Origin of the sequence: Mesorhizobium sp. Z1-4, from assembly GCF_004000235.1 — a bacterium.
In the GTDB taxonomy this organism is placed as follows: Bacteria; Pseudomonadota; Alphaproteobacteria; order Rhizobiales; family Rhizobiaceae; genus RCIO01.
Genome location: NZ_RCIO01000003.1, coordinates 478250 through 499878 on the forward strand (window position 1 = coordinate 478250; position 21629 = coordinate 499878).

18 protein-coding genes are annotated in these 21629 nt (G+C 62.2%); 5 read left to right on the forward strand and 13 right to left on the reverse strand.

Going from position 1 to position 21629, the window contains the following annotated elements:
* The first annotated feature begins 171 nt into the window (after positions 1-171).
* Together EP165_RS13735 and EP165_RS13740 are read left to right on the forward strand one after the other, a co-directional pair.
* The gene (locus EP165_RS13735; protein WP_127523372.1) at positions 172-1182 is read left to right on the forward strand and encodes a fatty acid desaturase; all 1011 of its coding nucleotides are present in this window, start codon (positions 172-174) and stop codon (positions 1180-1182) included.
* 45 nt (positions 1183-1227) lie between these two features.
* Positions 1228-2037: a phosphate/phosphite/phosphonate ABC transporter substrate-binding protein gene (locus tag EP165_RS13740; RefSeq protein WP_127523373.1), complete on the forward strand. Its 810-nt coding sequence runs from the start codon at positions 1228-1230 to the stop codon at positions 2035-2037.
* A 3-nt stretch (positions 2038-2040) separates the two neighbouring features.
* Here EP165_RS13740 and EP165_RS13745 read toward each other — a convergent pair whose 3' ends face one another.
* Complete coding sequence (locus tag EP165_RS13745) at positions 2041-3408, reverse strand: M24 family metallopeptidase (protein WP_127523374.1); 1368 nt, start codon at positions 3406-3408, stop codon at positions 2041-2043.
* Positions 3409-3574: 166 nt separating this feature from the next.
* On the opposite strand from EP165_RS13745, the gene EP165_RS13750 reads away from it, so the two are divergent.
* On the forward strand, positions 3575-5176 hold the full coding sequence (locus EP165_RS13750) for a caspase family protein (RefSeq protein ID WP_127523375.1): 1602 nt from the start codon (positions 3575-3577) through the stop codon (positions 5174-5176).
* 20 nt (positions 5177-5196) lie between these two features.
* Here the strand turns inward: EP165_RS13750 and EP165_RS13755 are convergent, their stop codons facing one another.
* On the reverse strand, positions 5197-7770 hold the full coding sequence (locus EP165_RS13755) for a GcvT family protein (protein ID WP_127523376.1): 2574 nt from the start codon (positions 7768-7770) through the stop codon (positions 5197-5199).
* A 59-nt stretch (positions 7771-7829) separates the two neighbouring features.
* Positions 7830-9401 (reverse strand): trimethylamine methyltransferase family protein, encoded by a 1572-nt coding sequence (locus EP165_RS13760; protein ID WP_127523377.1) that lies wholly within the window; start codon positions 9399-9401, stop codon positions 7830-7832.
* A 363-nt stretch (positions 9402-9764) separates the two neighbouring features.
* Here EP165_RS13760 and EP165_RS13770 point away from each other — a divergent pair, with 363 nt between their 5' ends.
* Complete coding sequence (locus EP165_RS13770; RefSeq protein WP_127523379.1) at positions 9765-11135, forward strand: aspartate aminotransferase family protein; 1371 nt, start codon at positions 9765-9767, stop codon at positions 11133-11135.
* Between the two features lie 250 nt (positions 11136-11385).
* Here EP165_RS13770 and mmsB read toward each other — a convergent pair whose 3' ends face one another.
* The 6 genes from mmsB to EP165_RS13795 all read right to left on the reverse strand — a co-directional run bounded on the left by mmsB (position 11386) and on the right by EP165_RS13795 (position 16021).
* Complete coding sequence (gene mmsB / locus EP165_RS13775) at positions 11386-12306, reverse strand: 3-hydroxyisobutyrate dehydrogenase (protein WP_501981680.1); 921 nt, start codon at positions 12304-12306, stop codon at positions 11386-11388.
* Entirely contained in the window at positions 12303-13475 is a 1173-nt protein-coding gene (locus EP165_RS13780; RefSeq protein ID WP_127523381.1) for an isobutyryl-CoA dehydrogenase, read from the reverse strand. Before EP165_RS13780 ends, mmsB begins: the two co-directional genes overlap by 4 nt.
* 143 nt (positions 13476-13618) lie before the next feature.
* Positions 13619-14041 (reverse strand): VOC family protein, encoded by a 423-nt coding sequence (locus EP165_RS13785; RefSeq protein WP_127523382.1) that lies wholly within the window; start codon positions 14039-14041, stop codon positions 13619-13621.
* A gap of 68 nt (positions 14042-14109) precedes the next feature.
* Complete coding sequence (locus tag EP165_RS13790) at positions 14110-14934, reverse strand: helix-turn-helix domain-containing protein (protein WP_164743037.1); 825 nt, start codon at positions 14932-14934, stop codon at positions 14110-14112.
* A gap of 82 nt (positions 14935-15016) precedes the next feature.
* Positions 15017-15187, reverse strand: coding sequence for a hypothetical protein (locus EP165_RS20410; protein ID WP_164743038.1), 171 nt, complete (start codon positions 15185-15187; stop codon positions 15017-15019).
* Between the two features lie 48 nt (positions 15188-15235).
* Entirely contained in the window at positions 15236-16021 is a 786-nt protein-coding gene (locus EP165_RS13795; RefSeq protein WP_127523384.1) for a TSUP family transporter, read from the reverse strand.
* 163 nt (positions 16022-16184) lie between these two features.
* On the opposite strand from EP165_RS13795, the gene EP165_RS13800 reads away from it, so the two are divergent.
* Positions 16185-16577, forward strand: coding sequence for a TerB family tellurite resistance protein (locus tag EP165_RS13800; RefSeq protein WP_245440142.1), 393 nt, complete (start codon positions 16185-16187; stop codon positions 16575-16577).
* 8 nt (positions 16578-16585) lie between these two features.
* Here the strand turns inward: EP165_RS13800 and EP165_RS13805 are convergent, their stop codons facing one another.
* From EP165_RS13805 to EP165_RS13820, 4 genes are all read right to left on the reverse strand, one after another.
* Complete coding sequence (locus EP165_RS13805) at positions 16586-18205, reverse strand: ABC transporter ATP-binding protein (protein WP_127523386.1); 1620 nt, start codon at positions 18203-18205, stop codon at positions 16586-16588.
* Positions 18202-19071 carry an ABC transporter permease gene (locus EP165_RS13810; protein WP_127523387.1) on the reverse strand — a complete coding sequence of 290 codons (870 nt, stop codon included), beginning with the start codon at positions 19069-19071 and terminating at the stop codon, positions 18202-18204. Before EP165_RS13810 ends, EP165_RS13805 begins: the two co-directional genes overlap by 4 nt.
* Positions 19068-20015 carry an ABC transporter permease gene (locus EP165_RS13815; RefSeq protein ID WP_127523388.1) on the reverse strand — a complete coding sequence of 316 codons (948 nt, stop codon included), beginning with the start codon at positions 20013-20015 and terminating at the stop codon, positions 19068-19070. The genes EP165_RS13810 and EP165_RS13815 overlap by 4 nt, the downstream gene beginning before the upstream one ends.
* Before the next feature lie 101 nt (positions 20016-20116).
* Positions 20117-21595 carry an ABC transporter substrate-binding protein gene (locus EP165_RS13820; RefSeq protein WP_127523389.1) on the reverse strand — a complete coding sequence of 493 codons (1479 nt, stop codon included), beginning with the start codon at positions 21593-21595 and terminating at the stop codon, positions 20117-20119.
* Positions 21596-21629 lie beyond the last annotated feature (34 nt).

Sequence of the window (21629 nt, forward strand, 5' to 3'; positions counted from 1 at the left end):
CGGCTGCCTCGAATGTTTACATTGTAAAACAACTGCCGCACTTGCGTCGCAAAATCAACAGATTCTGTGCATTGTCGCGTTGTCGGGCCGGGCTGCTGCTGACATCTCAGTGTCAGGGGATGTCAGTACAGGGCGCGCGAGTCGCGCGCCACACCTCTGAAAAGGAGTCGTATGAGCGCGCAAGCAAAGGGGCGTGCGGACCGGGTTGTCCGCATCGAATGGCCGACGCTGGCCCTGATTGCCGGCTGCTACCTGACCTGGTTCGGGGCCGGGTTCGTACTGTGGCATTCGCTGCCGATCACCACCCTTGCGATCCTCACGCTGATTGTCGGCCTGCAATCGTCGCTGATGCACGAAGCCTCGCACGGCCATCCCACCCGCAATGCGCTAATCAACGAATTTCTTGTCGGCTTGCCGATCGGGCTGGTCTGGCCCTATCGCCGCTTCAAGTCGATCCACCTGCGCCACCACGCGGATGAACGGCTGACCGACCCGTTCGACGACCCGGAGAGCTACTACAAGGCGCTTTGGCAATATCAGGCAATGCCGGGCTGGCTGCAGCGGCTGCTCGTTGTCAACAACACGATGGTGGGGCGCTTCTTCCTCGGGCCGCTTTTGTCGAATGCCGGGTTCGTAGCCGCCGATTTCAAGCTGCTGGCCGCGGGCGACCGTGCAGTCTGGCGTGCATGGCTGCACCATGCCGCAGGGTTGGCCATCGTCATCCCGATCGTGCTCTTCGCGTTCGACATGCCGCTCTGGGCTTACCTGATTCCGGTTTATCTCGGGCAGTCCCTGATCTCGATCCGCACTTATGCCGAGCATCGCTGGTCGGAACGGCCGGACGGGCGCACGCTGATCGTGGAGCACACGCCGCTGGCGCTGCTCTTCCTGAACAACAATCTGCACTATGTGCATCACAAGCTGCCCACGGCCCCCTGGTACACGCTGCCGAAGCTCTTCCGCGAACGGCGTGAGGAGTGGCTGAAGGCCAATGACGGTTATTATTACGCGAACTATCTTTCATTGGTGCGCGACTTCGCCTTCCGGCCGAAGCAAACAGTCGCGCACCCGGTGCTGCGGCGCGAGGCTGAGCCCGGCCGGGCGTTTCGTCCGCGCGTGCGCTCACAGAACATTCACGGCCTTGGCACCGCACCAGCGCCGGCGAAACCGTCCGACGATTGACGGCCGGCACTGGCGCGCCACGCCAACCGGCGCTAACCAGATTTCATGAACGAATTCGCTGCTCTCACCATGTATGACTGGCCCGAGGTTCGGGCCGACACCGACGCGCAATGGGCGGCAATTCGCGATGCTCTCAATGCCGCGGGTGTGGACGCGCCGGACAGGCTTACGCGGCACAATGCAGAGTTGCCGGCAGTGCCCGGTGGAATCAGGGACGCCAGCGGCGCCGTTGTTTCGCCTGATCCGGCCTCACTGCCGCCGGACGACCTCGACGCTCACGCAATGTGGCGGCATCCGGCACTGCTATTTGCCCAGACCTGTTGGGGGCCGATGGAGCATGGACTTCGCGACGACGTACAGCTCATCGGCCAGCCGGACTATTCCGACTGCGAGGGCGGCAAAGGCGCATTCTATTCAAGCGCCATTCTGGCGCGCCGCGGCAGTGTCGACGTCGCAGCCCCGGCAGACGGCGCGGCATCGCTGCCGCTCGAAGCAATGCGCGGTGCACGCTTTGCCTTCAACGGACCGGATTCCATGTCGGGCATCATCGCGCTTACCCGCGATTTGGAAACTGCCGGTGAAAACCTCAGCGTCTTTTCCGAGCGGCTCCAGACCGGCGCGCATCGCGCGTCGATCGCCGCGGTGGCGAGCGGCGAGGCCGATATCTGCACCATCGACTGCCGGTCGTGGCAGCTTGCGCGACGCTTCGACGACAATGCGTCGAAGGTGTCCGTGATTGGCTGGACGGCACGCCGCCGGGGGCTGCCCTACATCTGCGCGCGGACGGTTCCGCAAGCCACCGTGGCGGCCATGCGCAGCGCTTTGCGCAGCGCCGGCATCATCGTCGATGGTTAGGGCCTAACCGCCGAGGCGCGCGTCGAGCGGATAGTTCGACATTTTCTCATATCCGGTTTCGGTGATGAGAACCTGCTCTTCGAGCTTCACGCCCTCATGACCGCCAAGACGGCCGATATAGCTCTCCACGCAGATCACCATGCCGGGTTCGAGCACCGCATCGAAGGTTTCGGGTGTGAGTTCCTGCGGGTGGAAGACGGAGGGGTATTCATCGCACAGGCCGACGCCATGCATCAGCACGCCGTAGCGGTTGGGCAGACAGTCGGGCGGCGCAAGCAGGCACGAATGCGAGAGCTCGTGCAGTGTCACGCCCGGCTTCAGCAGCGTCATGTTGTGGGCCACCTGTTCGGCAGCGAGCTGATAAAGGTCGCGCTGTTCGTTGGTCGGCTGGCCGTCGCCCGCGAGCCAGGTACGCGAGATATCGCAGCAATAGCCATAAGGCCCGATGAGGTCGGTATCGAAGGAGACGATATCGCCATCCTCGATCACGCGCGCCGAGCACTCTTGGAACCAGGGGTTGGTGCGCGGGCCCGACGCCAGAAGACGCGTCTCGATCCACTCGCCGCCGCGGATGATGTTACCTTTGTGGAGCAGCGCCCAGAGGTCGTTTTCGCTCATGCCCGGCCGCATGGCGCTTTCCATCTCGTGCATCGCCTGTTCGCAGGCATGGATGGCGCGGCGCATGCATTTCAGCTCGTCGGGGCCTTTGATGACGCGGGCGAGCTCCATGACGGATTCGCCATTGTGAATCTGGAGACCGGCGGCGGTGAGGCCGGCAACACCCTCGGCGTCGAGATGATCGACCGCGATGCGCCGGTTGCCGCCGCCATGTGTCTGCACCAGATCGGCGATCTCGGCCGCCCATGGGCCTATCGCGTCATCGATGCGTTCGGCAGCGAACATGTAGATCCAGCTGCGGGCAGGGCGCACCTCGTCCACGATGCCGGTGTGGTCGGACAGGTGAAAGCAATTCTGGAACTCGAACAGCACGACCGGGCCGTTCGTTGCGACAAACAGATAGCGGCTCGCGTCGTGCGCGGTCCAAAGCTGCATGTTGGTGTGGTCCGCCGCGTAACGGATGTTGAGGGGGTCGTAGAGAAGAATGCCGGCCAGGTCGCGTCGCGCCAGTTCGGATCGGATGCGGGCAAGCCTGCGCTGGCGCATCGCCGGCAGATCGGGAGCAGGCAGGCCAGCCGCCGCCCATTCGCTTTCCGCGAGCGCACCATAGCCCAGAAGGTGCTGGTTGAGCGACGCGGCCTTCGATCTTGAAAACCGTGTCAGCTCGATCTCGTCGGGCCCTGCGGTGCCGGGAAGAAACGGCATGATTTTGCGGTGTTTTCCGAACCTCGCAGCCGGCTCAGTGGTCGTCATGCATTCCTCCCGTATTTTACGTTGGCTATCCAATGCAGGGAACGCGCAAGGCGCATTGGTTTCGTGCGTGCGATGCCGAGGTCAATGCGACCGAACGTTTTTGCGTCACTTGCCGACTGAGAGTAGAATTGCGGCGCGGCCACGGTGAGACCAAACCGGAGGTAAGATGCAGCGCGCGATTTCGCTTATGTGCTTCGCCATAATGGCGATTGTCGCCGGCGGTACGGCGCGTGCCGCCGACACCGACCGGATCGCCTGGGTCGTCGGCAACGCGACTTATCAGCAATTGCCGAGCGTGGCGCATGCGGTCAATGATGCGCGAACTGTTGCTGAGGCGCTGCGGCTTGCCGGTTATGAGGTTCGTGACGCTTACGAGCTGGACGAGAGCGAGCTCTCGGTCGTGTGGCTCGACGTCAAGCGCACCATGGCGCAGCAGGCTTGCAGCGACTGCGTGTTCTATTTTTCCGGCCATGCCAAGGCGGATGGGGCTGAGCAGCGCTTTCTGCCGGTCGATTACGACGAAGACTATCCGCCTTTCATCTACCCAAGCTTTCGCGAGCTGTTCGAGGCGCTCAATGCGCATCAGACCGACAGGGGCGCGAGTGTGCTTCTTCTGGATGTCGGCCAGGCGCCTTCCAGAAGCCGCAGCGCGTCCTTCCTCGAATTCGATTTGAGCGCCAAGACGGTCAGTCGCACGGCGCTTATTTTCTCGTTTCGTCCCGATGTAACTGACGCTGGGGACGACGAGCACAACAGCCCGTTTGCACGTGCGATCGTCAAAGAGCTGCGCAAGCCGGGTCTCGAGCTCAGCGACTTCTATCGCGGCATCGCCGCCGACGTTCGCAACGAAACCGAGGGACGCACCTGGCCGCGCCTGATGGGTTTTCTGCCGCGTCCGTTCTATTTCTTCCCGGAGGAGGATCGCGGCACCATCTCCGCCGAGACTGCCGACCTGCGCGCTGCGCATGTGATCGTGCCGCAAGCCGACGGCAGCCTCGTTCCGACCTACACAACGAGCCATGCGCTTCTGATCGGCGCCAGCCACTATCAGGCCAATGCGACCTGGTTTGACCTGCCGGGGGTCGAGAAGGACGTCGCGGCGGTCGGCAAGGTGCTCGCCGAAAGGCATGGTTTCGAAGTCACCACAGTGATGGACCCGACCAAGGAGGACCTTGAGACAGCATTGGCCGAGTTCGCGGCGAAAAACGGCTCGGACGAAAACGCGCGGCTCGTCGTCTATTATGCCGGGCATGGCTACACGCTTGGCGTTCCGCCGCTCAGAACCGGCTGGGTGGTGCCGGTCGATGCGCCGGACCCCAACAAGGATCCGAGCGGCTTTTTCCGTACCGCGCTGTCGATGGACCAGATCAGCAAATACTCGCTGCTGATCAACGCCAAGCATGTGCTCTGGGTCTTCGACAGCTGCTTTTCGGGTCAGCTCATCGAGACGCTGAGGGGCGGGGAGGCGCCGGACAAGTGGGAAACCTTCCTTCAAACCGGCAAGGTGCGCCGTGTCATCACTTCTGGTTCGGCGGACCAGCTGGTGCCCGATCGCAGCGTCTTTGCTAGCTATTTCGTCGCTGCCCTCGATGGCAGCCTGCAGGCAGGCGGCGACAACGGGTTGCTCACTGGCAATCAGCTCTCGCACTTCCTGAAAGGCAAGGTCATCCAGGACCGGGGCGACAGCCAGACGCCGCAGTTCGGCACGATCAAGCTGTTCGGCGCTCAGGAAGGTGACATCATCTTCCGCATCGAGCCGCCTGGCTGAAACCCTGCCGCCTTGGCTGATCACGCCCGCATCTTCTCGCCTTTGGGATCGAAGGGCGGCTCGACGTTGATACGCGCCGCACAACGGTGGCCCAGGATTTCGATCTCGAACAGGCCTTCGCTTTCGTCCTCGGCAAGCTCCGCCGGCACGTAACACTGGGCCATCGATTTCTCGACAAAGTGGGCGTAGCCGCCGGATGTCACCCAGCCGACGACGCTCCACTCGCCATCGTGGATGCCGCGCACCGAGGCAGCGCCGAAGTCGGCCGCCGAGCCTTCCGCCACATTGCCGTCGGCATCGTACCTGCTTGGCCCGTGGCCGTGCGGGTCTTCCACGGTACCGAAATCCTTGCCGTTCACCTTGGCCCAGATCGGCTCGTCGCCCATCACATCGGCGTCGATCGCGTCGATGATCATCGAAACGCGGCGCAGCTTCGGGCCGTCAGCAAGTTCCTTCGCGGCAGCCTCACGGCCGATGAAGTCGTTCTTCTCCATCTTGATGAAGCGGTCCATCGAACCTTCGAAAGGCCCGTAGATCGGCCGCAGCTCGCGGAACCAGGTGGGGAAGTTCTTTTCAAGCCGCATCGACAGCAGCGCGCGCATGCCGAAATCGGCGATGCCGAATTCCTCGCCAGCTTCCTTGATCGCGGCGTAAACCTTGCGCTCGTAAGCAGGCGGCATCCAGATTTCGTAGCCAAGGTCGCCGGTATAGGTTAGGCGGTTGACCATGCAGGGTGCGCCGCCAACGGCCATCTCGCGGAAATCCATAAAGCGGAAGGCAGCGGAGGACACATCCTCGTCGACCAGCTTTTGCAGCACGTCACGGCTTTTCGGGCCGGCGATGGAGAGACCGACCAGCGTCTGGTCGAAACGGTGGATCGAAACGGAGCCGTCCGCCGGCCTGTGCTGTTCGAACCAGCGCATGTGATATCGCTGGGCAGCCGACGAACCGAACACCATGAAGCGCTCGTCACCCGCCTTGGCGATGGTGAAATCGCCGATCAGCTTGCCGGTTTCGTTGAGCATCGGGGTCAGCACGATGCGCCCGGTCTTCGGCATGCGGTTGGTCATCAGCCGGTTGAGGAAATCTTCCGCACCAGGGCCTGTGACCTCGTATTTGGCGAAGTTGGCGATCTCGGTGACGCCGACGCGCTCGCGCACCGCCCGCACTTCGTTGCCGACATGCTCGAAATCGTTCGAGCGGTGGAAGGAGACGATGTCCTTGGCTTCCGTTCCCTTCGGCGCGAACCAGAGCGGCGTTTCAAGGCCCCATGAGTCACCCATCACGGCGTTTTGCGCGACCATCGTGTCGTAGAGCGGTGTGGTCTGTGCCGGCCTTGCGGCGGGCAATTCCTCGTTCGGGAAGCGGATCGAGAAGCGGCGCGAGTAGTTTTCGCGCACCTTGGCGTTGGTGTAGCGCAAGCTTGCCCACTCGCCGAAGCGGCTCACATCCATGCCCCAGACATCGAAGCCCGGATCGCCGTTGACCATCCAGTTCGACAGGGCAAGGCCGACACCGCCACCCTGGCTGAAGCCGGCCATGACGGCGCACGCAGACCAGAAGTTGGTCAGACCTTGCACCGGGCCGACGAGCGGGTTGCCGTCGGGTGCGAAGGTGAAGGGGCCGTTGATGATCTGCTTGATGCCGGCGCGCTCGATCGGCGGGAAGTGGCGGAAGCCGACTTCAAGCGACGGTGCGATGCGGTCGATATCGGGCTGCAGCAATTCGTGGCCGAAGTCCCACGGCGTGTTTACCGGCGACCATGGCACGCAGGCCTTTTCGTAGGTGCCGAGCAGCATGCCCTGGCGTTCCTGCCGGGTGTAGATCTCGCCTTTGAAGTCGATGACATGGCAGAGTTCGCGTCCGGACGACTGGTTGTACTCGATCACCTCCGGCATATCTTCCGTCAGAAGATACATGTGCTCCATTGCAAGCACCGGCAGTTCGAGGCCGACCATGCGGCCGATCTCGCGGGCCCACAGGCCGCCGCAGTTGACGACATGCTCGGCGCGCACCGTTCCCTGTTCGGTAACCACGTTCCAGGTGCCGTCCGGGTCCTGCGTGAGTTCCTTGACCGGGTTGCGCAACACGATCTCGGCGCCAAGCTTCCGTGCGGCCTTCGCGTAGGCATGCGTGGTGCCGGAAGGGTCGAGATGGCCCTCGATCGGGTCCCACAGGGCACCGACGAATTTGGTTTCGTCCATGATCGGAAACATCGCCTTGGCCTCCGACGGCGTGACGAGTTCGGTTTCCATGCCAAGATAGCGGCACTTGGCGTGGACGAGGCGCAGGAAGTCCATGCGCTCGGGCGTGTCGGCCATCTGGAAGCCGCCAACCAGATGCAGCGAGCAGGACTGGCCTGTGAGCTCTTCTAGCTCGTCATAAAGCCCGATCGTGTAGGCCTGCAGCTTGGCGACGTTCGGATCGCCGTTCAACGTGTGGAAGCCACCCGCGGCGTGCCATGTCGAGCCGGAGGTGAGCTCGGATCGCTCGATCAGCATCACGTCCGTCCAGCCGGCCTTCGCCAGATGGTAGAGCACCGAACAACCGACGACACCGCCGCCGATGACAACCGCTTTTGTGTGGGATTTCATGGCAATGCTTCCGAAGCTTCGTAATTTGATTCAGACTGAACGGTCAGGCCGTCAGCGGTTCAGAAATCCGTGGGAGCGCCGCCTTCGGCGATGCGCCTTGCCACGAACTCGTTGAGTTCCTCTTCGATCGCCGGGTCGATCGGCGGCTTTTCGTAGGCTGCCAGCCGCTCCTTCCAGATGCGGTTGGCGTTTTCCATCACCGTGGGGGCGCCTGCGTTCATCCAGGATTCGAAATTTCGCCAGTCCGACAGGATGGGCGCATAAAAGGCCGTCTTGTAGCGCTGCTGCGTATGCTCCGTGCCGAAGAAATGTCCGCCGGGGCCGACGTCGCGGATGGCATCGACCGCCAGCGCATCCTCGGACATTTCGAGCGGGGCGAGGAACTCGGCAACCATCTGCAGGAGGTCGAAGTCGAGGATCATCTTCTCGTAGGAGCAGCGCAGTCCGCCTTCCAGCCAGCCGGCACCGTGCATGAGGAAATTGCCGCCGCCCTGTATCGCGCCCCACAGCGAGAAGACGCTTTCATAGGCGGCCTGGGCGTCGACCGTGTTGGCGGCGCAAGTGTTGGAGGTGCGGTAGGGCACACCATAGCGCCGCGCGAGCTGGCCGCCGACCATCTGCGCCTTCATGTATTCGGGGGTGCCGAAGGCAGGCGCGCCGGACTTCATGTCGACATTGGAGGTGAAGCCGCCATAGACGACGGGTGCGCCCTTTTTCACCATTTGCGCAAAGGCGAGGCCGACCAGCGCTTCCGCATTCTGTTCGACGAGAGCGCCTGCCATGGTGACAGGTGCCATCGCGCCTGCGAGCGTGAACGGCGTCACGATCACGATCTGCCCTGCTGACGCCATCTGGATGATGCCTTCCATCATCGGGATGTCGAGCTTCAGCGGCGAATTGGTGTTGATGATCGTGTAGAGCGACGGCTCGCGCTCCAGCTGCTCGCGCGAGATGCCGCGCGCGATGCGCGCCATCTCGATGCCGTCCGTGTTGCGCTCTTTGCCCAGCGAATAGGCGTGGAACGGCTTGTCGGTCAGCGTGACCAGATCGCGAATGCATTCGAGGTGGCGGACCGAAGGGTGGATGTCGGTCGGCTCGACGGGATACCCCCCCGTGACATTGATGATGTTGTGGGTCTGCGCGAGCCTGATGAAATTGCGATAGTCCTCCTGGTTGCCGGGCCGCCGGCCGCGGTCGAGGTCGGAGGAGTTGGGCGCGGAACCCATCTGCGAGATGATGAGGTTGTTGCCGCCGAAACGAACGTCGTGGGCGGGGTTACGGGCGTGCAGTGTGAATTCCGCCGGGCACTGCGCCACAAGATCAAGGATCATCTCCGGATCGAAGCGGACTTTTTCAGATCCCTCGGTTACGTCGGCGCCATGCTCTTTCATCAGCCTGCGTGCTTCGTCATGAAGCACGTCCATGCCGATTTCCTTAAGCACACGCAGCGAGGCGAGGTGAATCGATTCCAGTTCGTCGTCCGACACCAGGTTCGTCGGCTGAAACGGTATTTTGAGCCGGCGGAAGGGCGGTTGAACGAAGCTCGCCGTATCCGCGGCGCGTTTCCCGGCCCTGCCGCCGCGGCGGCCGCGTTCGGGTGCTGCTTCTTGCGGAAGGCTCGCTTCGGTCATTCGGTCCCCCAATACAGACGCCGTTCCGTACATATTGGACCCGGCAAGATGAGGCGGTTAGGTGAGCGGCGACCAAAAGGGCGAGAGAATCGACATGCCGATGTCGCTCGCAGGCGATCAAAGCGGATGTAAGCGGGGTGCCCGGAGGCGGTGGGTTGCGCTTGTCGTTTCGGAATTTCATCCGCTACATTGGCACTATGTCACGCAGCGCTTTCATATTGCGGATTGCATCAACGCCGTCGCGGCGCACGCGCCATACCGAGCTGCTGCGGCTTTGCGCGCGCATCGGCTATTCGCCGCCGGCAGCCGACTGAATTGCGCTCCGGCGCTTGCCGGATTGATTCAATCGGAGGTGACAAGCCTATGACTTATCAGAATTTTTCCCTGGAGCGGTTGCAGGAGATGGACGCCGCTCATCATCTGCACCCTTTTACCGACCACAAGGACCTGCGTGCCGCCGGCACCCGCATCATCACGCGCGCCGACGGGCCGTTTGTCTATGACGCGGAAGGCAGGGAAATCCTCGACGGCATGGCCGGCCTGTGGTGCGTGAATGTCGGTTATGGCCGCAACGAGCTGGCCGAGGCCGCCTATGCCCAGATGAAGGAACTGCCTTACTACAACTCGTTCTTCCGATGTACGACACCAACGCCGGCGCTTCTGGCCGAAAAGCTGGCGCAGATCGCGCCGGACGGTGTGAGCCAGGTATTCTACGGATCCTCCGGTTCGGAGGCGAACGACACGGCCTTGCGGCTCGTGCGACACTACTGGGCGCTTGAGGGCAAACCGCACAAGCGCAAGGTGATCTCCCGCAACTGGGCCTATCATGGTTCCACGATTGCCGGCGCCTCGCTGGGCGGCATGGCGGCGATGCACGGCCAGCTCAACGGCGCTGTGCCGGACATCGTACATGTGATGCCGCCATACGCATTCGAACTGAGGCACGATGGCGAGAGCGACGAGGCTTTCGGCCTGCGCGCCGCAAAGGCGGTCGAAGACGCCATATTGGATGCCGGCGCTGAAAACGTTGCCGCCTTCATAGGCGAGCCGGTGATGGGGGCGGGCGGTGTGAAGATCGCGCCGGACAGCTACTGGCCCGAGATCCAGCGCATCTGCCGCAAGTATGACGTGCTCTTGATGCTCGACGAGGTTATCACCGGTTATGGCCGCACCGGCCAGTGGTTTGCCGCGCAGACCTTCGGGCTTGAGCCTGACACCATCACCACGGCCAAGGCGCTCACGTCGGGATATCAGCCGCTTTCGGCGCTGCTCGTAGGCGATCGCATTTCGTCCACGCTGGTGGAAAAAGGCGGCGAGTTCTTCCACGGCTACACCTATTCCGGCCACCCGGTGGCGTGTGCGGTCGCACTCGCCAATCTCGACATTATCGAGCGGGAAGGGCTGATCGAGCGGGTCAGGGACGAGACCGGACCATATCTGGCAAAGGCTCTCAAGGAAGCGATTGGCGATCACGACATTGTCGGTGAAGTGCGTTCGATCGGCCTCATGGCGGCAATCGAGATCGTCAAAGACAACTCGACCCGCGAGCGCTATCCGAATGTTGGCGTCGCCGGTGCCACGGTGCGCGATCACGCGATAGCCAACGGCATGATGCTGCGCGCCGTTGGCGACACGATGATCCTGTCACCGCCGCTGATCTGGACGAAGGAGACGATCGACATGGCCTGCGAGCGCATTCGTTATGCACTCGATCGGTCGGCCATTGATCTCTAGCACGAAGCCGAAAAGCAAAAACCGCGCTCTCCGGGCGGGGAGGACGCGGTCTTGCCAACATACGCCTGGCTCTTCGCAAGGAAATACGCGGCGAAGATTACAGCTCCGGTACGCGTGACCTGATCCGGAGCGGTGTGGTGGGTTTGTCGCCCGCCACATCCGCAGTTTTAGCCGCACATCGTTACCGCGCGGTTATCGAGCGCTTAAGCAATGGTGAATCTGGCGAAAAAACGCGCCTTGCCAGATTACTCTAGGTAAGTTTCTCGCCGCGCAGGAATTTGACGATGGCGGAGAAGTCCTTGCCGCCATGGCCGGCATTGTCGAAGAGGCCATAAAGCTGCGCCGCCTCGGCGCCGAGCGGGGTTGCCGCGCCCGCGGACTGCGCGGCCGACTGCGCAAGCTTGAGGTCCTTCAGCATGAGGGCAGCGGCGAAGCCCGGCGCGTAATCCTTGTTGGCCGGCGAGGTGGGCACGGGGCCAGGCACCGGGCAATAGGTCGTCAGCGACCAGCACTGGCCGGATGAGGTGGATGCGACGTCGAACAGCGCCTGGTGCGAAAGTCCAAGCTTTTCGGCGAGCACAAATGCCTCGCCGACGCCGATCATCGAGATCCCGAGGATCATGTTGTTGCAGATCTTCGCGGCTTGGCCGTTGCCGGCGTCGCCGCAATGCACGACCTTGCCGGCCATAGGTTCCAGGACCGGGGCGGCAGCTGCAAACGCATCCTTCGATCCGCCCGCCATGAAGGTGAGGGTGCCTGCGGCCGCGCCGCCGACGCCGCCGGACACCGGTGCGTCGACAGAAAGCAGGCCATGCTTTTCGGCAATTGCGTGTGCGGCGCGGGCGGAATCGACGTCGATGGTCGAACAGTCGATCAGCAGCGCGCCCTTCTTCATTGCCGGTGCGATGTCGCCATGAACGGCCAGCACATGCTTGCCGGCGGGCAGCATGGTGATGACCACATCTGCGCCGTCGATTGCGGCCGCTGCGTCATCCGCGACCGTCACGCCGTTGGCCTTGGCGGTTTCCAGATTGGCGGCCACGAGATCGAAACCCTTTACGGTGTGGCCCGCCTTCACGAGGTTTGCGGCCATGGGGTTGCCCATGTTGCCGAGGCCGATGAAGCCGATAATGCTCATGCCGCTATATTCCTCCGTTTTGTCGCTTCTCAACGCCCGATCAGATGACGGGCGATGATGACGCGCATGATCTCGTTGGTGCCTTCCAGGATCTGATGAACACGCAGATCGCGCACCAGCTTTTCCATTCCGTAGTCGTGCAGGTATCCGTAGCCGCCATGAACCTGCAGTGCTTCGTTGGCGATGTCGAAGCAGGTGTCGGTAACAAAGCGCTTGGCCATCGCCGACCATTTGGACGCGTCGGGGGCCTTGCGATCAAGGCGCGAGGCTGCTGCGTAGAGGAACATGCGTGAGGCCTGCAGCTCGGTTTCCATGTCGGCCAGCTTGAACTGCAGCGCCTGAAACTGGTTGATCGCCTTGCCGAACGCCTTGCGGTCGCCGGAATAGGCCAGCGCCTTGTCGAGCGCCGACTGCGCTCCGCCCAGCGAGCAGGCGGCAATGTTCAGCCGGCCGCCGTCGAGGCCGGCCATCGCGATGCGGAAGCCCATGCCTTCGCCCGACAGGAGGTTTTCGGCGGGTACTTTACAGTCCTCGAATATCACCTGCCGCGTGGGCTGCATGTGCCAGCCCATCTTGTTTTCGAGCGGCCCGAAAGAAAGGCCTGGCGCGTCCTTGGGAACGACCAGCGTCGAAATGCCGTTGGGGCCATCCTCGCCGGTGCGCGCCATCACGACATAAACGTCAGAGGTGCCGGCACCCGAGATAAACTGCTTGGCGCCGTTCAGCGTGTAGTCCGCACCATTGCCGGTGCCACGGACAGCCTTTGTTTTCAGTGCGGCGGCATCGGAACCTGCGCCCGGTTCGGTGAGGCAGTAGCTTGCAAGCTGCTCCATCGAGGTGACCGGTGGCAAAAGCCGCTGGCGCTGCGCATCGTCGCCGAACTTGTCGATCATCCACGCTGCCATGTTGTGGATGGATATGAATGATGAGAATGCGGGGCAGGCGGCCGCCAGCGCCTCGAATATCAGCACAGCGTCCATGCGCCCGAGACCGGAGCCGCCGACATCGTCATTGACGTAGATGCCGCCAAATCCGAGCTGCCCGGTCTCGCGGATCACCTCTTCGGGGAAGTGCTTCTCGCGATCCCATTCGAGCGCATATGGGGCGACCTTCTCGGCGGCGAAGGCATCGCTCATCTCCTTGATGGCGCGCTGGTCGGCGTTCAGGTCGAACTGGGTGTCCGTATCGGCGATGGCATCCATGCAAACCTCCCGGCGGTCGTCCCGATGGCCGGGCCGCGACGCCTTTCAGTTTAGATCATCGCCAATGCCACGCAAACGTGTTGGCTGGTTACCCAGGTGCCGTTGGGCGCACAACGGTTGTGCGCCGTTGAATGTTTGCCGGGTCAGCCATTCGCCTTCGGCCAATAGGTGCCGAAACACCATAGATTGCCTTCGGCATCGCGGCAGATGAATTCGCGGCTGCCATAGTCGCGCTCCGTAATGCCCTGTTCGATGGTTGTTCCGGCGCCGCTGACACGGGCAAAAAGCTCGTCGACATCATCCACGGCGATATAGATCGACTTGCCGCCGGTTTCGCCACTGGTTCCAACCATGGCACCGTAATCGTCGTCATTGGTGTGGCCGATCATGATCATCGACGACCCATAAGCGAGCTCGGCGTGGGCGACCGAGCCATCGCTGGCGCGATAGCAGGCGATTTCGCGGAAGCCGGCGATTTCTGTCAGCCAGGTCAGCATCGCATCGGAATTGCGATAGCGGAAGGTGGGGTAGATGCGAGGTGCTTCGATGCGATGGTCTTCGGACATGGCGTGATCTCCGTAACAAGCAACGAACCGATCCTGCCTGATCGCCGGGTGGCTGGCTTGAATGAATGTTACCTGTGGTGCGGCTCGGACAAACGCCCAGGAGTGCTGCCTGAAAATTCCACGAACTCTCGCGTCAAATGGGCCTGGTCGGCATAACCCGCGGCATAAGCGACATCGGCCCAGCTATGCCTCGTGCCTGACCTCGCAATCCCGACCGCGTTGTTGAAGCGTATCATGCGCGATACGGTCTTCGGGCCAACGCCCACCAATTCGCGGAAACGCTCGTTGAGATGTTTACGGCTCCAATCCAGCGAAGCCGCGATTTCCGCGACGCGGATGTTGCCGCCGCGCCGGACGATTGTTTCGTAGGCACTGAGAATGGGCGAGGTAACGGCGTCGGAACTGCGTATGCGCTGGCGCACGAACTCCTCGACAATGTCGAGGCGGGCGCTCCAGTTGTTGAGCGCCGCAATGCGATCTCGAAGTTCGAGGATGCCGCGGTCATTCAGGTCTTCGAGCGTGACCATCGAGCCGGCGATCTCCGACATCGGCATGCCGAAGAACCTGTAGGCGCCGAGCGGGGTGAAATCGATTTGCACGCATTGCGAGGCGCCGGTCGAGTTGATCAGCACGAAACCGGGATAGAGGCCTGAGGTGAAGCTGGCATAACGATCGTCGGCAGTCGGATCGCGACCGAGCGCGATTTCGAACGGGTCGGAGAAGCTGATGACAAGCGGCACCACCATCGCCGCTATCTCCGCTGCGAGGTGCAGCGCCTGGCCGTTTTCCTGGTAGCCGGTGATGCGTTCCACCGAGCCGGCAAGATCGTGCGGGAATGCGCGCTGAACAAAGCGAGGCCCTTCAGCGAGGCCGTCCGCGCTAATGTCAGACATTGAAGCGTCCGCGCTCATCCCTGCACAATAGCCGCAGGTCGCTCCCGCGGCTATTGGCTCAAATCATCCGCAAAGCGGCTTGTCAGGCACCCTTGAACAAGCAGCCAGCCGCAAGGATCACGAATGCAATCGTCATCACCCAGAATGCCGCGATCGGAATAAAGCCAATTACATTGAAGACCATCAGCAATGCGATAATCGCGATGACAACGGCAATAATGAACACGATCTGCGTCGGTGCACTGAGATTCATGTTGGCCTCCTTGGCTACAGGTGCGATTCAACACCTGGCCGCATTGTATTACAGGCCGATGAATTCGCGGAGCGAATTTAATTCTCCGAACAACAAGCGCACCGCCAGTATCAGCGATACCGATATCAGAAGCGGTTTTATGACCCTGGCGCCGACCCGCATGGCGAGATAGGCACCCAGCCGCGCCCCGAAGAACTGAGCGAGGCCCATCAGCAAGCCGATCTTCCAGACAACAACCCCCGCAATCGCGAAGGCGATGAAGCCGCCGCAGTTCGATGCGAAATTGAGGAGTTTCGTGTGGGCTGTCGCTTTCAGCACGCCGTAACCGGCGAGCGCGACGAAGGCGAGCATGAAGAAGGATCCGGCGCCTGGCCCGAATACGCCATCGTAAAAGCCGATCAACGGCGGCACAGTCAGGCCGAACATAAACGGCGTGATCCGGCTTGCCCGATCGACATCGTCCAGGTTCGGCTTCATCAGAAAATAGACCGCGATGGCGACCAGCAGGAATGGCATCACCGCGGCCAGCCAGTCACCCGGCAGAACGGTTGCCAGCGCTGCGCCGAGCACAGCGCCGACAAATGCCAGTAGCGCCCATGGCAACTGGCGCTTCAGATCGACATGCCCCTTGGCCGCGAAGGCGATGGTTGCGGAGCCTGAGCCGAACAGCCCTTGCAACTTGTTTGTGCCCAGTGCCTCGACGGGTGAGAAGCCAGCGATCAGCAAAACGGGAATCACTATGAGGCCGCCGCCGCCGGCAATTGAGTCCATGAAGCCTGCAAGGAAGGCCACAAGAACCAGTATCAAAATGAGATCGAAGCCGAATTCCTGCATGAGAATTAATGGGTTAGGGTGAACAGCCGCCACATCATCCATATGGCCGACTTTTGCACAAGCGGCATTTGGGGGTAAAATGTTTGGTCATAGGGGCGAGGGTATGAGAATGCCGCAAAATCTGCTGGCACAGATTCGGCAGCTGCTGCAAGGGAACCCCTCCGTGAGAAAGGTCGCCGACGATCCGGCGCTGACCGCCGAACTGCTATTGCTGGTGCGTATGGTGCTTGCAGACGGCGAGGCGCATGGGCGCGAGCTCGAGGCGCTGCGGCGAATTGCGACCAACAGCCTGGGCATCGATGGCGGTGACCTCGACCTAGTTCTCGATCACCTGAGTGCGTTTGGATACGAAATCACGCCGGTGCAGGCGATATCCGTATTTCGCGAGCTGGAAATGGACCGCCGCGAAACACTCGCACGGAATATGGCGGCCCTGGCAAAAGCCGATGGTGAGCTCAGTCGCCACGAGGTGCGTCTTCTGGCCCGGGTTGTGGAGATATTGGAGATCGATCCGCAGCGCATCGTGACGGCGCAGCCGACCGACAGGCCACAATAGGTCAGGCGCTATTGCGCGGCAGCAAGCTTTCGTGAAATCGCGCGTTCCAGATCGGGCGCAGCGTCCACCAGCGCACGGGCGGCATCCGACCGCGGGTGGTCGAAAACCCGATCGGTCTCGCCCTCTTCGACGATCCGCCCCTCGTGCATGACCAGCACCTGGTCGGTGATCGCGCGGGCGACCGTCAGGTCATGCGTAATGAACAGATAGGCCACGCCAAGTCGCTGGTTGAGGTCTGCAAACAGGTCGAGAATTTGAGCGCGGATCGAAACGTCGAGCGCCGACACCGGCTCGTCGGCCACGATAAGCCGGGGGCGGGTGATGACGGAGCGCGCAATGGACAGTCTCTGGCGCTGCCCGCCGGAAAATTCGTGCGGATATTTGTCCATGTCCGACGGGCTCATGCCTACATCGACTAGCGCCTGTGCCACGCGTTCGCGCCGCTCCGCTGGCGGGGGCTGCGGTTCGACGAGGTGCAGCGGTTCGGCGACAAGCCGCTCGACCTTATGCCGCGGATTGAAGGAGCCGTAGGGGTCCTGAAACACAACCTGCATGTTACGGCGGGAAGCCTTCAGCTCAGCCTCCGTCTTGCCGGTCAGCTCCGTGCCGTCGAACAGGATCGAGCCTTCTGTCGGACGATCGAGCGCCAGTATCATGCGGGCGAGTGTTGACTTGCCGCATCCCGAACGGCCCACCAGAGCCTTGGACTGGCCTTTCGCGAGCGAAAAGCTGACGCCATCGACTGCCCTGAAGTGCCGGGGCGGACCGAAAAGCGAAGCCCTCCGGATCGGGTAGTCTTTCACCACGCCTTCGACCTTAAGGAGGGCGTCGTCGTCGGCTCCTGCTTTCGTCCGACGCTCCGGTATGTGCACGGATGCTTCAGCTAACTGGCGGGTGTAGGGGTGCTTCTGTTGCGAGAGGGTGCGCGCCGTCTCGCCTGTTTCCATGACCTCGCCATGGCGCATGATCGTCACGCGGTCGGCCATGTCGGTAACCACCGCCAGATCGTGCGAGATCAGCAGCAGGCCCATGCGGTCTTCCTGCACGAGATCGCGCAGGAGTTCGAGGATCTGAGCCTGCAGCACAACGTCCAGGGCCGTGGTCGGCTCGTCGGCGATCAACAGTTTGGGTTTGAGCGCACAGGCGATGGCGATCACTACGCGCTGGCGCTGGCCGCCCGAGAGTTCGTGCGGGTAGCGGGTGAGGGGAAACTGCTTTTCCGGCAGGCCAACGCGGTCGAGGATGGCGCGGGCGCGTGCCTCCGCGTCCGCCCGGTTTGCGCCCGTGTGCCAGCGAATGCCCTCGGCGACCTGTTCGCCGATCGTCTTGACCGGGTTCAGCGCGGTCATAGGTTCCTGAAAGACCATGCCGATATCGTCGCCGCGCAAGCTGTTCATGGCATCTTCCGGCGCGGCCAGAATATCGATGCCGTCGAAGGTGACGCGTCCCGACGCTTTTGCGGCATGCGGCAGGAGCTGCATCACGGTCAGAGCCGTCATCGACTTGCCGGAGCCCGACTCGCCGACAAGTCCCATCACCTCGCCGGTTTCCAGCGTCAGGTCGATATCCTTCAGGATCGGCGTGCCGCCGATCGACAGTTGCAGGTTTTCTATCTCAAGCAGGCTCATCGTTCGCGCCTGAGCCGCGGGTCGAGCACGTCGCGCAGCCCGTCGCCAAGAAGGTTGAGCCCAAGCACCGTAATGACGATGGCCAGACCGGGGAAAATTGCCAGGTGCGGCGCGACCATCATGCGGGTCTGCGCGTCGAACAGCATGCGTCCCCAGCTCGGCATGGGCGGTTGCGCGCCAAGGCCGAGATAGGAGAGGCCGGCCTCCGCCAGAATGCCAAGCGCGAACTGGATCGTGCCCTGAACGAGAAGCATTGAAGCGATGTTCGGCAAAATGTGTTGCAGCGTGATCAGCGCCTTGCCTTTGCCCGCCGCGCGTGCGGCAAGCACATATTCGCGCGGCCACAATGCCAGCGCGCCGGCGCGCGCCACGCGGGCGAAAACCGGTACGTTGAAAATGCCAATGGCGATGATGGCGTTGATGGCGCCCGGGCCGAAGATGGCGGTGATCATCACCGCCGAGAGCAGGGCGGGGAAGGCGAAAATGAGATCGTTGAAGCGCATCAGCGCCTCGTCGACAAAGCCGCCGCGCGCGGCCGCCCAGCAGCCGAGCGGCACGCCGATACCCATGCCGACGCCGACGGCGACGATGGCGACGGCAATCGAATTGCGGGCGCCGACCATGATCATCGAAAATATGTCGCGGCCGAAATGGTCGGTGCCGAACAGGTGTTCCGACGACATTGTCTTCATGCGGTCGGCGACGATCAGATCGGTTACGTCGTAGGGTGTCCAGACGTAGGAAATCAGCGCCATCGCCGCGATGAGGGCCGTGATGAGAAGGCCGGTGAGAAATGAGCGGTTCTTGAGCGCCAGCCGCAGCCAGTGCTCCGGTGCATTTTCGGGCAGCGGGGCCTCGATGCTCATGCCCGCGCCCTCAGCCTGGGGTCGACAAGCGCATAAGTCAGGTCGACCGCGAGATTGACTATGACGACGCTCGCAACGAGCAGCATTACCACGCCCTCGACCACGATCAGGTCGCGCTGGGTGATCGCCTGAAAAACGAGCCGCCCGAGCCCGGGCAGGTAAAACACGTTCTCGATGATGATTGTGCCCGCAAGCAGGAAGGCGAATTGCAGGCCCATGATGGTCAGAACGGGAATGAGCGCATTGCGCAGCGCGTGCCGCCAAAGCACGACCCTGCGTGGCATGCCCTTGGCGCGCGCCGTGCGAATGTAGTCCTCGCCCAGAACCTCCAGCATGGCCGACCGGGTAACACGCGCCAGGATCGCCGCCTGCGGCAGGGCCAGAGCAACTGCAGGCAAGAGCAGTGAGCGTACTCCCGGCCAGATGCCGCCGCTCCAGCCCGGAAAGCCGCCCGCAGGCACAAGCCGCAGCCAGACCGCAAAAACGTAGATGAGCAGCAGCGCAAACCAGAAATTCGGGATCGCGACGCCGAGCTGTGTGACGCCCATGACCGACGTATCGGCCATGCGTCCGCGACGCGCAGCAGCGAACATGCCGACGGGAATTGCGATCAGCGTCGACAAAAGCAGCGAGATGACCGCGAGTGGGAGCGAGACAATCGCGCGCTCGCCGATCAGTTCGATGACCGGCGAGGAGTAGGTGTAGGAATTGCCGAAATCGCCGACCAACATGCCGCCGGCCCAGCTGAAATAGCGCCACAATACGGGATCGTTCAGGCCCATCTGGTTGCGCAGAGCCTGTAGCGCATCGTCGGTGGCATTCAGGCCGAGCATCAGCTGGGCGGGATCGCCGGGCAGGATTTCCATCACCGCGAATACGACGATCGACGCCAGCACCAGTGTGGCCAGTCCAATGCCGAGACGCTTGAGGATGAAGGCGGTCATGAATTCCGTGTTGCTGCAGCCGGCACGTCTTCAGCGCCCCTGGAAGAGGGGCGGCACTTTTGCGCCGCCCCCGTTAGCTCCGTCTGGAGCTGTAGATCAGGTCAGTCTTCCCAGTGCACGCCGGTCAGATCTGTCGCCTGTACAGGCGAATTGGCCCACATGCCTTCCAGTTTCGCGTCCCACACGCCGACTTTCGGCAGCTGGAACATGAAGCCGTTGACTGCATCTTCCGCGAGAATGCGCTGCGCCTTCTGGTAGAGTTCGGTGCGCTTGGCTTCGTCAGACGAGACATCGAGTTCCGCAATTACCGCGTCGAAGTCGGGATTGTCGTACTGGAAATAATAATCCTTGCGGGCATAGATGCCGATGTCGTTTGGCTCGGTATGCGAGACGATCGTCAGGTCGTAGTCCTTGTTCTTGAACACCTGATCCAGCCAATCGGCCCATTCCACCGGAACGATCTCCAGATTGATGCCGACATTGCGCAGCTGCGAGGCCACTACCTGGCCGCCGTCGCGGGCGTAAGGTGGCGGGGGCAGTTTGATCGTTGCGTTGAAGCCATCCGGGAAGCCGGCTTCGGCGAGAAGTGCCTTCGCCTTGTCAGGATCGAAGGGATAGGTGCCCGTGAGATCGACATAGGCAGCATTGCCCGGCGAGAAATGCGAGCCGATCGGCGTGCCGAGGCCCGAACCGTTGCCGGCGATGATTTCTTCGCGGTTCAGCGCGTGCGCAATTGCCTGGCGCACCTTCAGATTGTCGAATGGCGCTTTCTTGTTGTTGGTCGACAGGATCGTCTCGCCCTCGGTCGAGCCGATCACCACCTCAAAGCGCGAATCCGCCTGGATCTGTGCCAGTGCGTCGCCAGCCGGCATGTTTGCAAAGGCCTGGACGTCGCCTGACAGCAGCGCCGGAATCGCGGCTGCGGCATCAGGGATGATGCGGAACTCCGCCTTGTCGAGCGCTACCGCTTCACCCCAGTAATCCGGGTTCTTCTCGATTGTGATCGAAGACCCCTTGGCCCAGTTGGCGAATTTGAACGGGCCGGTGCCGACCGGGTTTTCCTTGTTGCCGTCGGCGGTCTCCGGCGCAACGATAACCGCGTCGCCCCAACCCATATTGTAGAGGAAAGATCCCTGCGGGCTATTCAACGTCACCTTCACGGTGGTGGCGTCCACGGCTTCAACGCTGCTGATTGCCGCGAAAAGCGCCTTCTGGGCGTTTGTGGAATCGTCGGCGCGCGCGCGGTCGAGCGAGAAGACGACATCCTCAGACGTAAGGTCGCTGCCGTCATGGAATTTCACGCCGTCCTGGAGATGGAAGGTGTAGGTCTTGCCGTCGTCGGATATCTCCCAGCTCTTGGCGAGCGCGGGCAGCACCTCGCCGCCGGAACCAATGCGGGTCAGGCCCTCGAACACATTTGCATAAACAACCTCGTCGATGGCCGCTGCTGCGCCCGCCGTCGGATCGAGATGCGGCGGCTCCAGAACGACACCCAGCACCAGATCGGTACGGGCTGCATGTGCAGCGCTTGCCGACAGCGCAATGACCGTGGCGGCCAATACGGATTTCCACATTTTCATGCTCACTCTCCCAGCGGTTGAGGTTTTTTGCGAT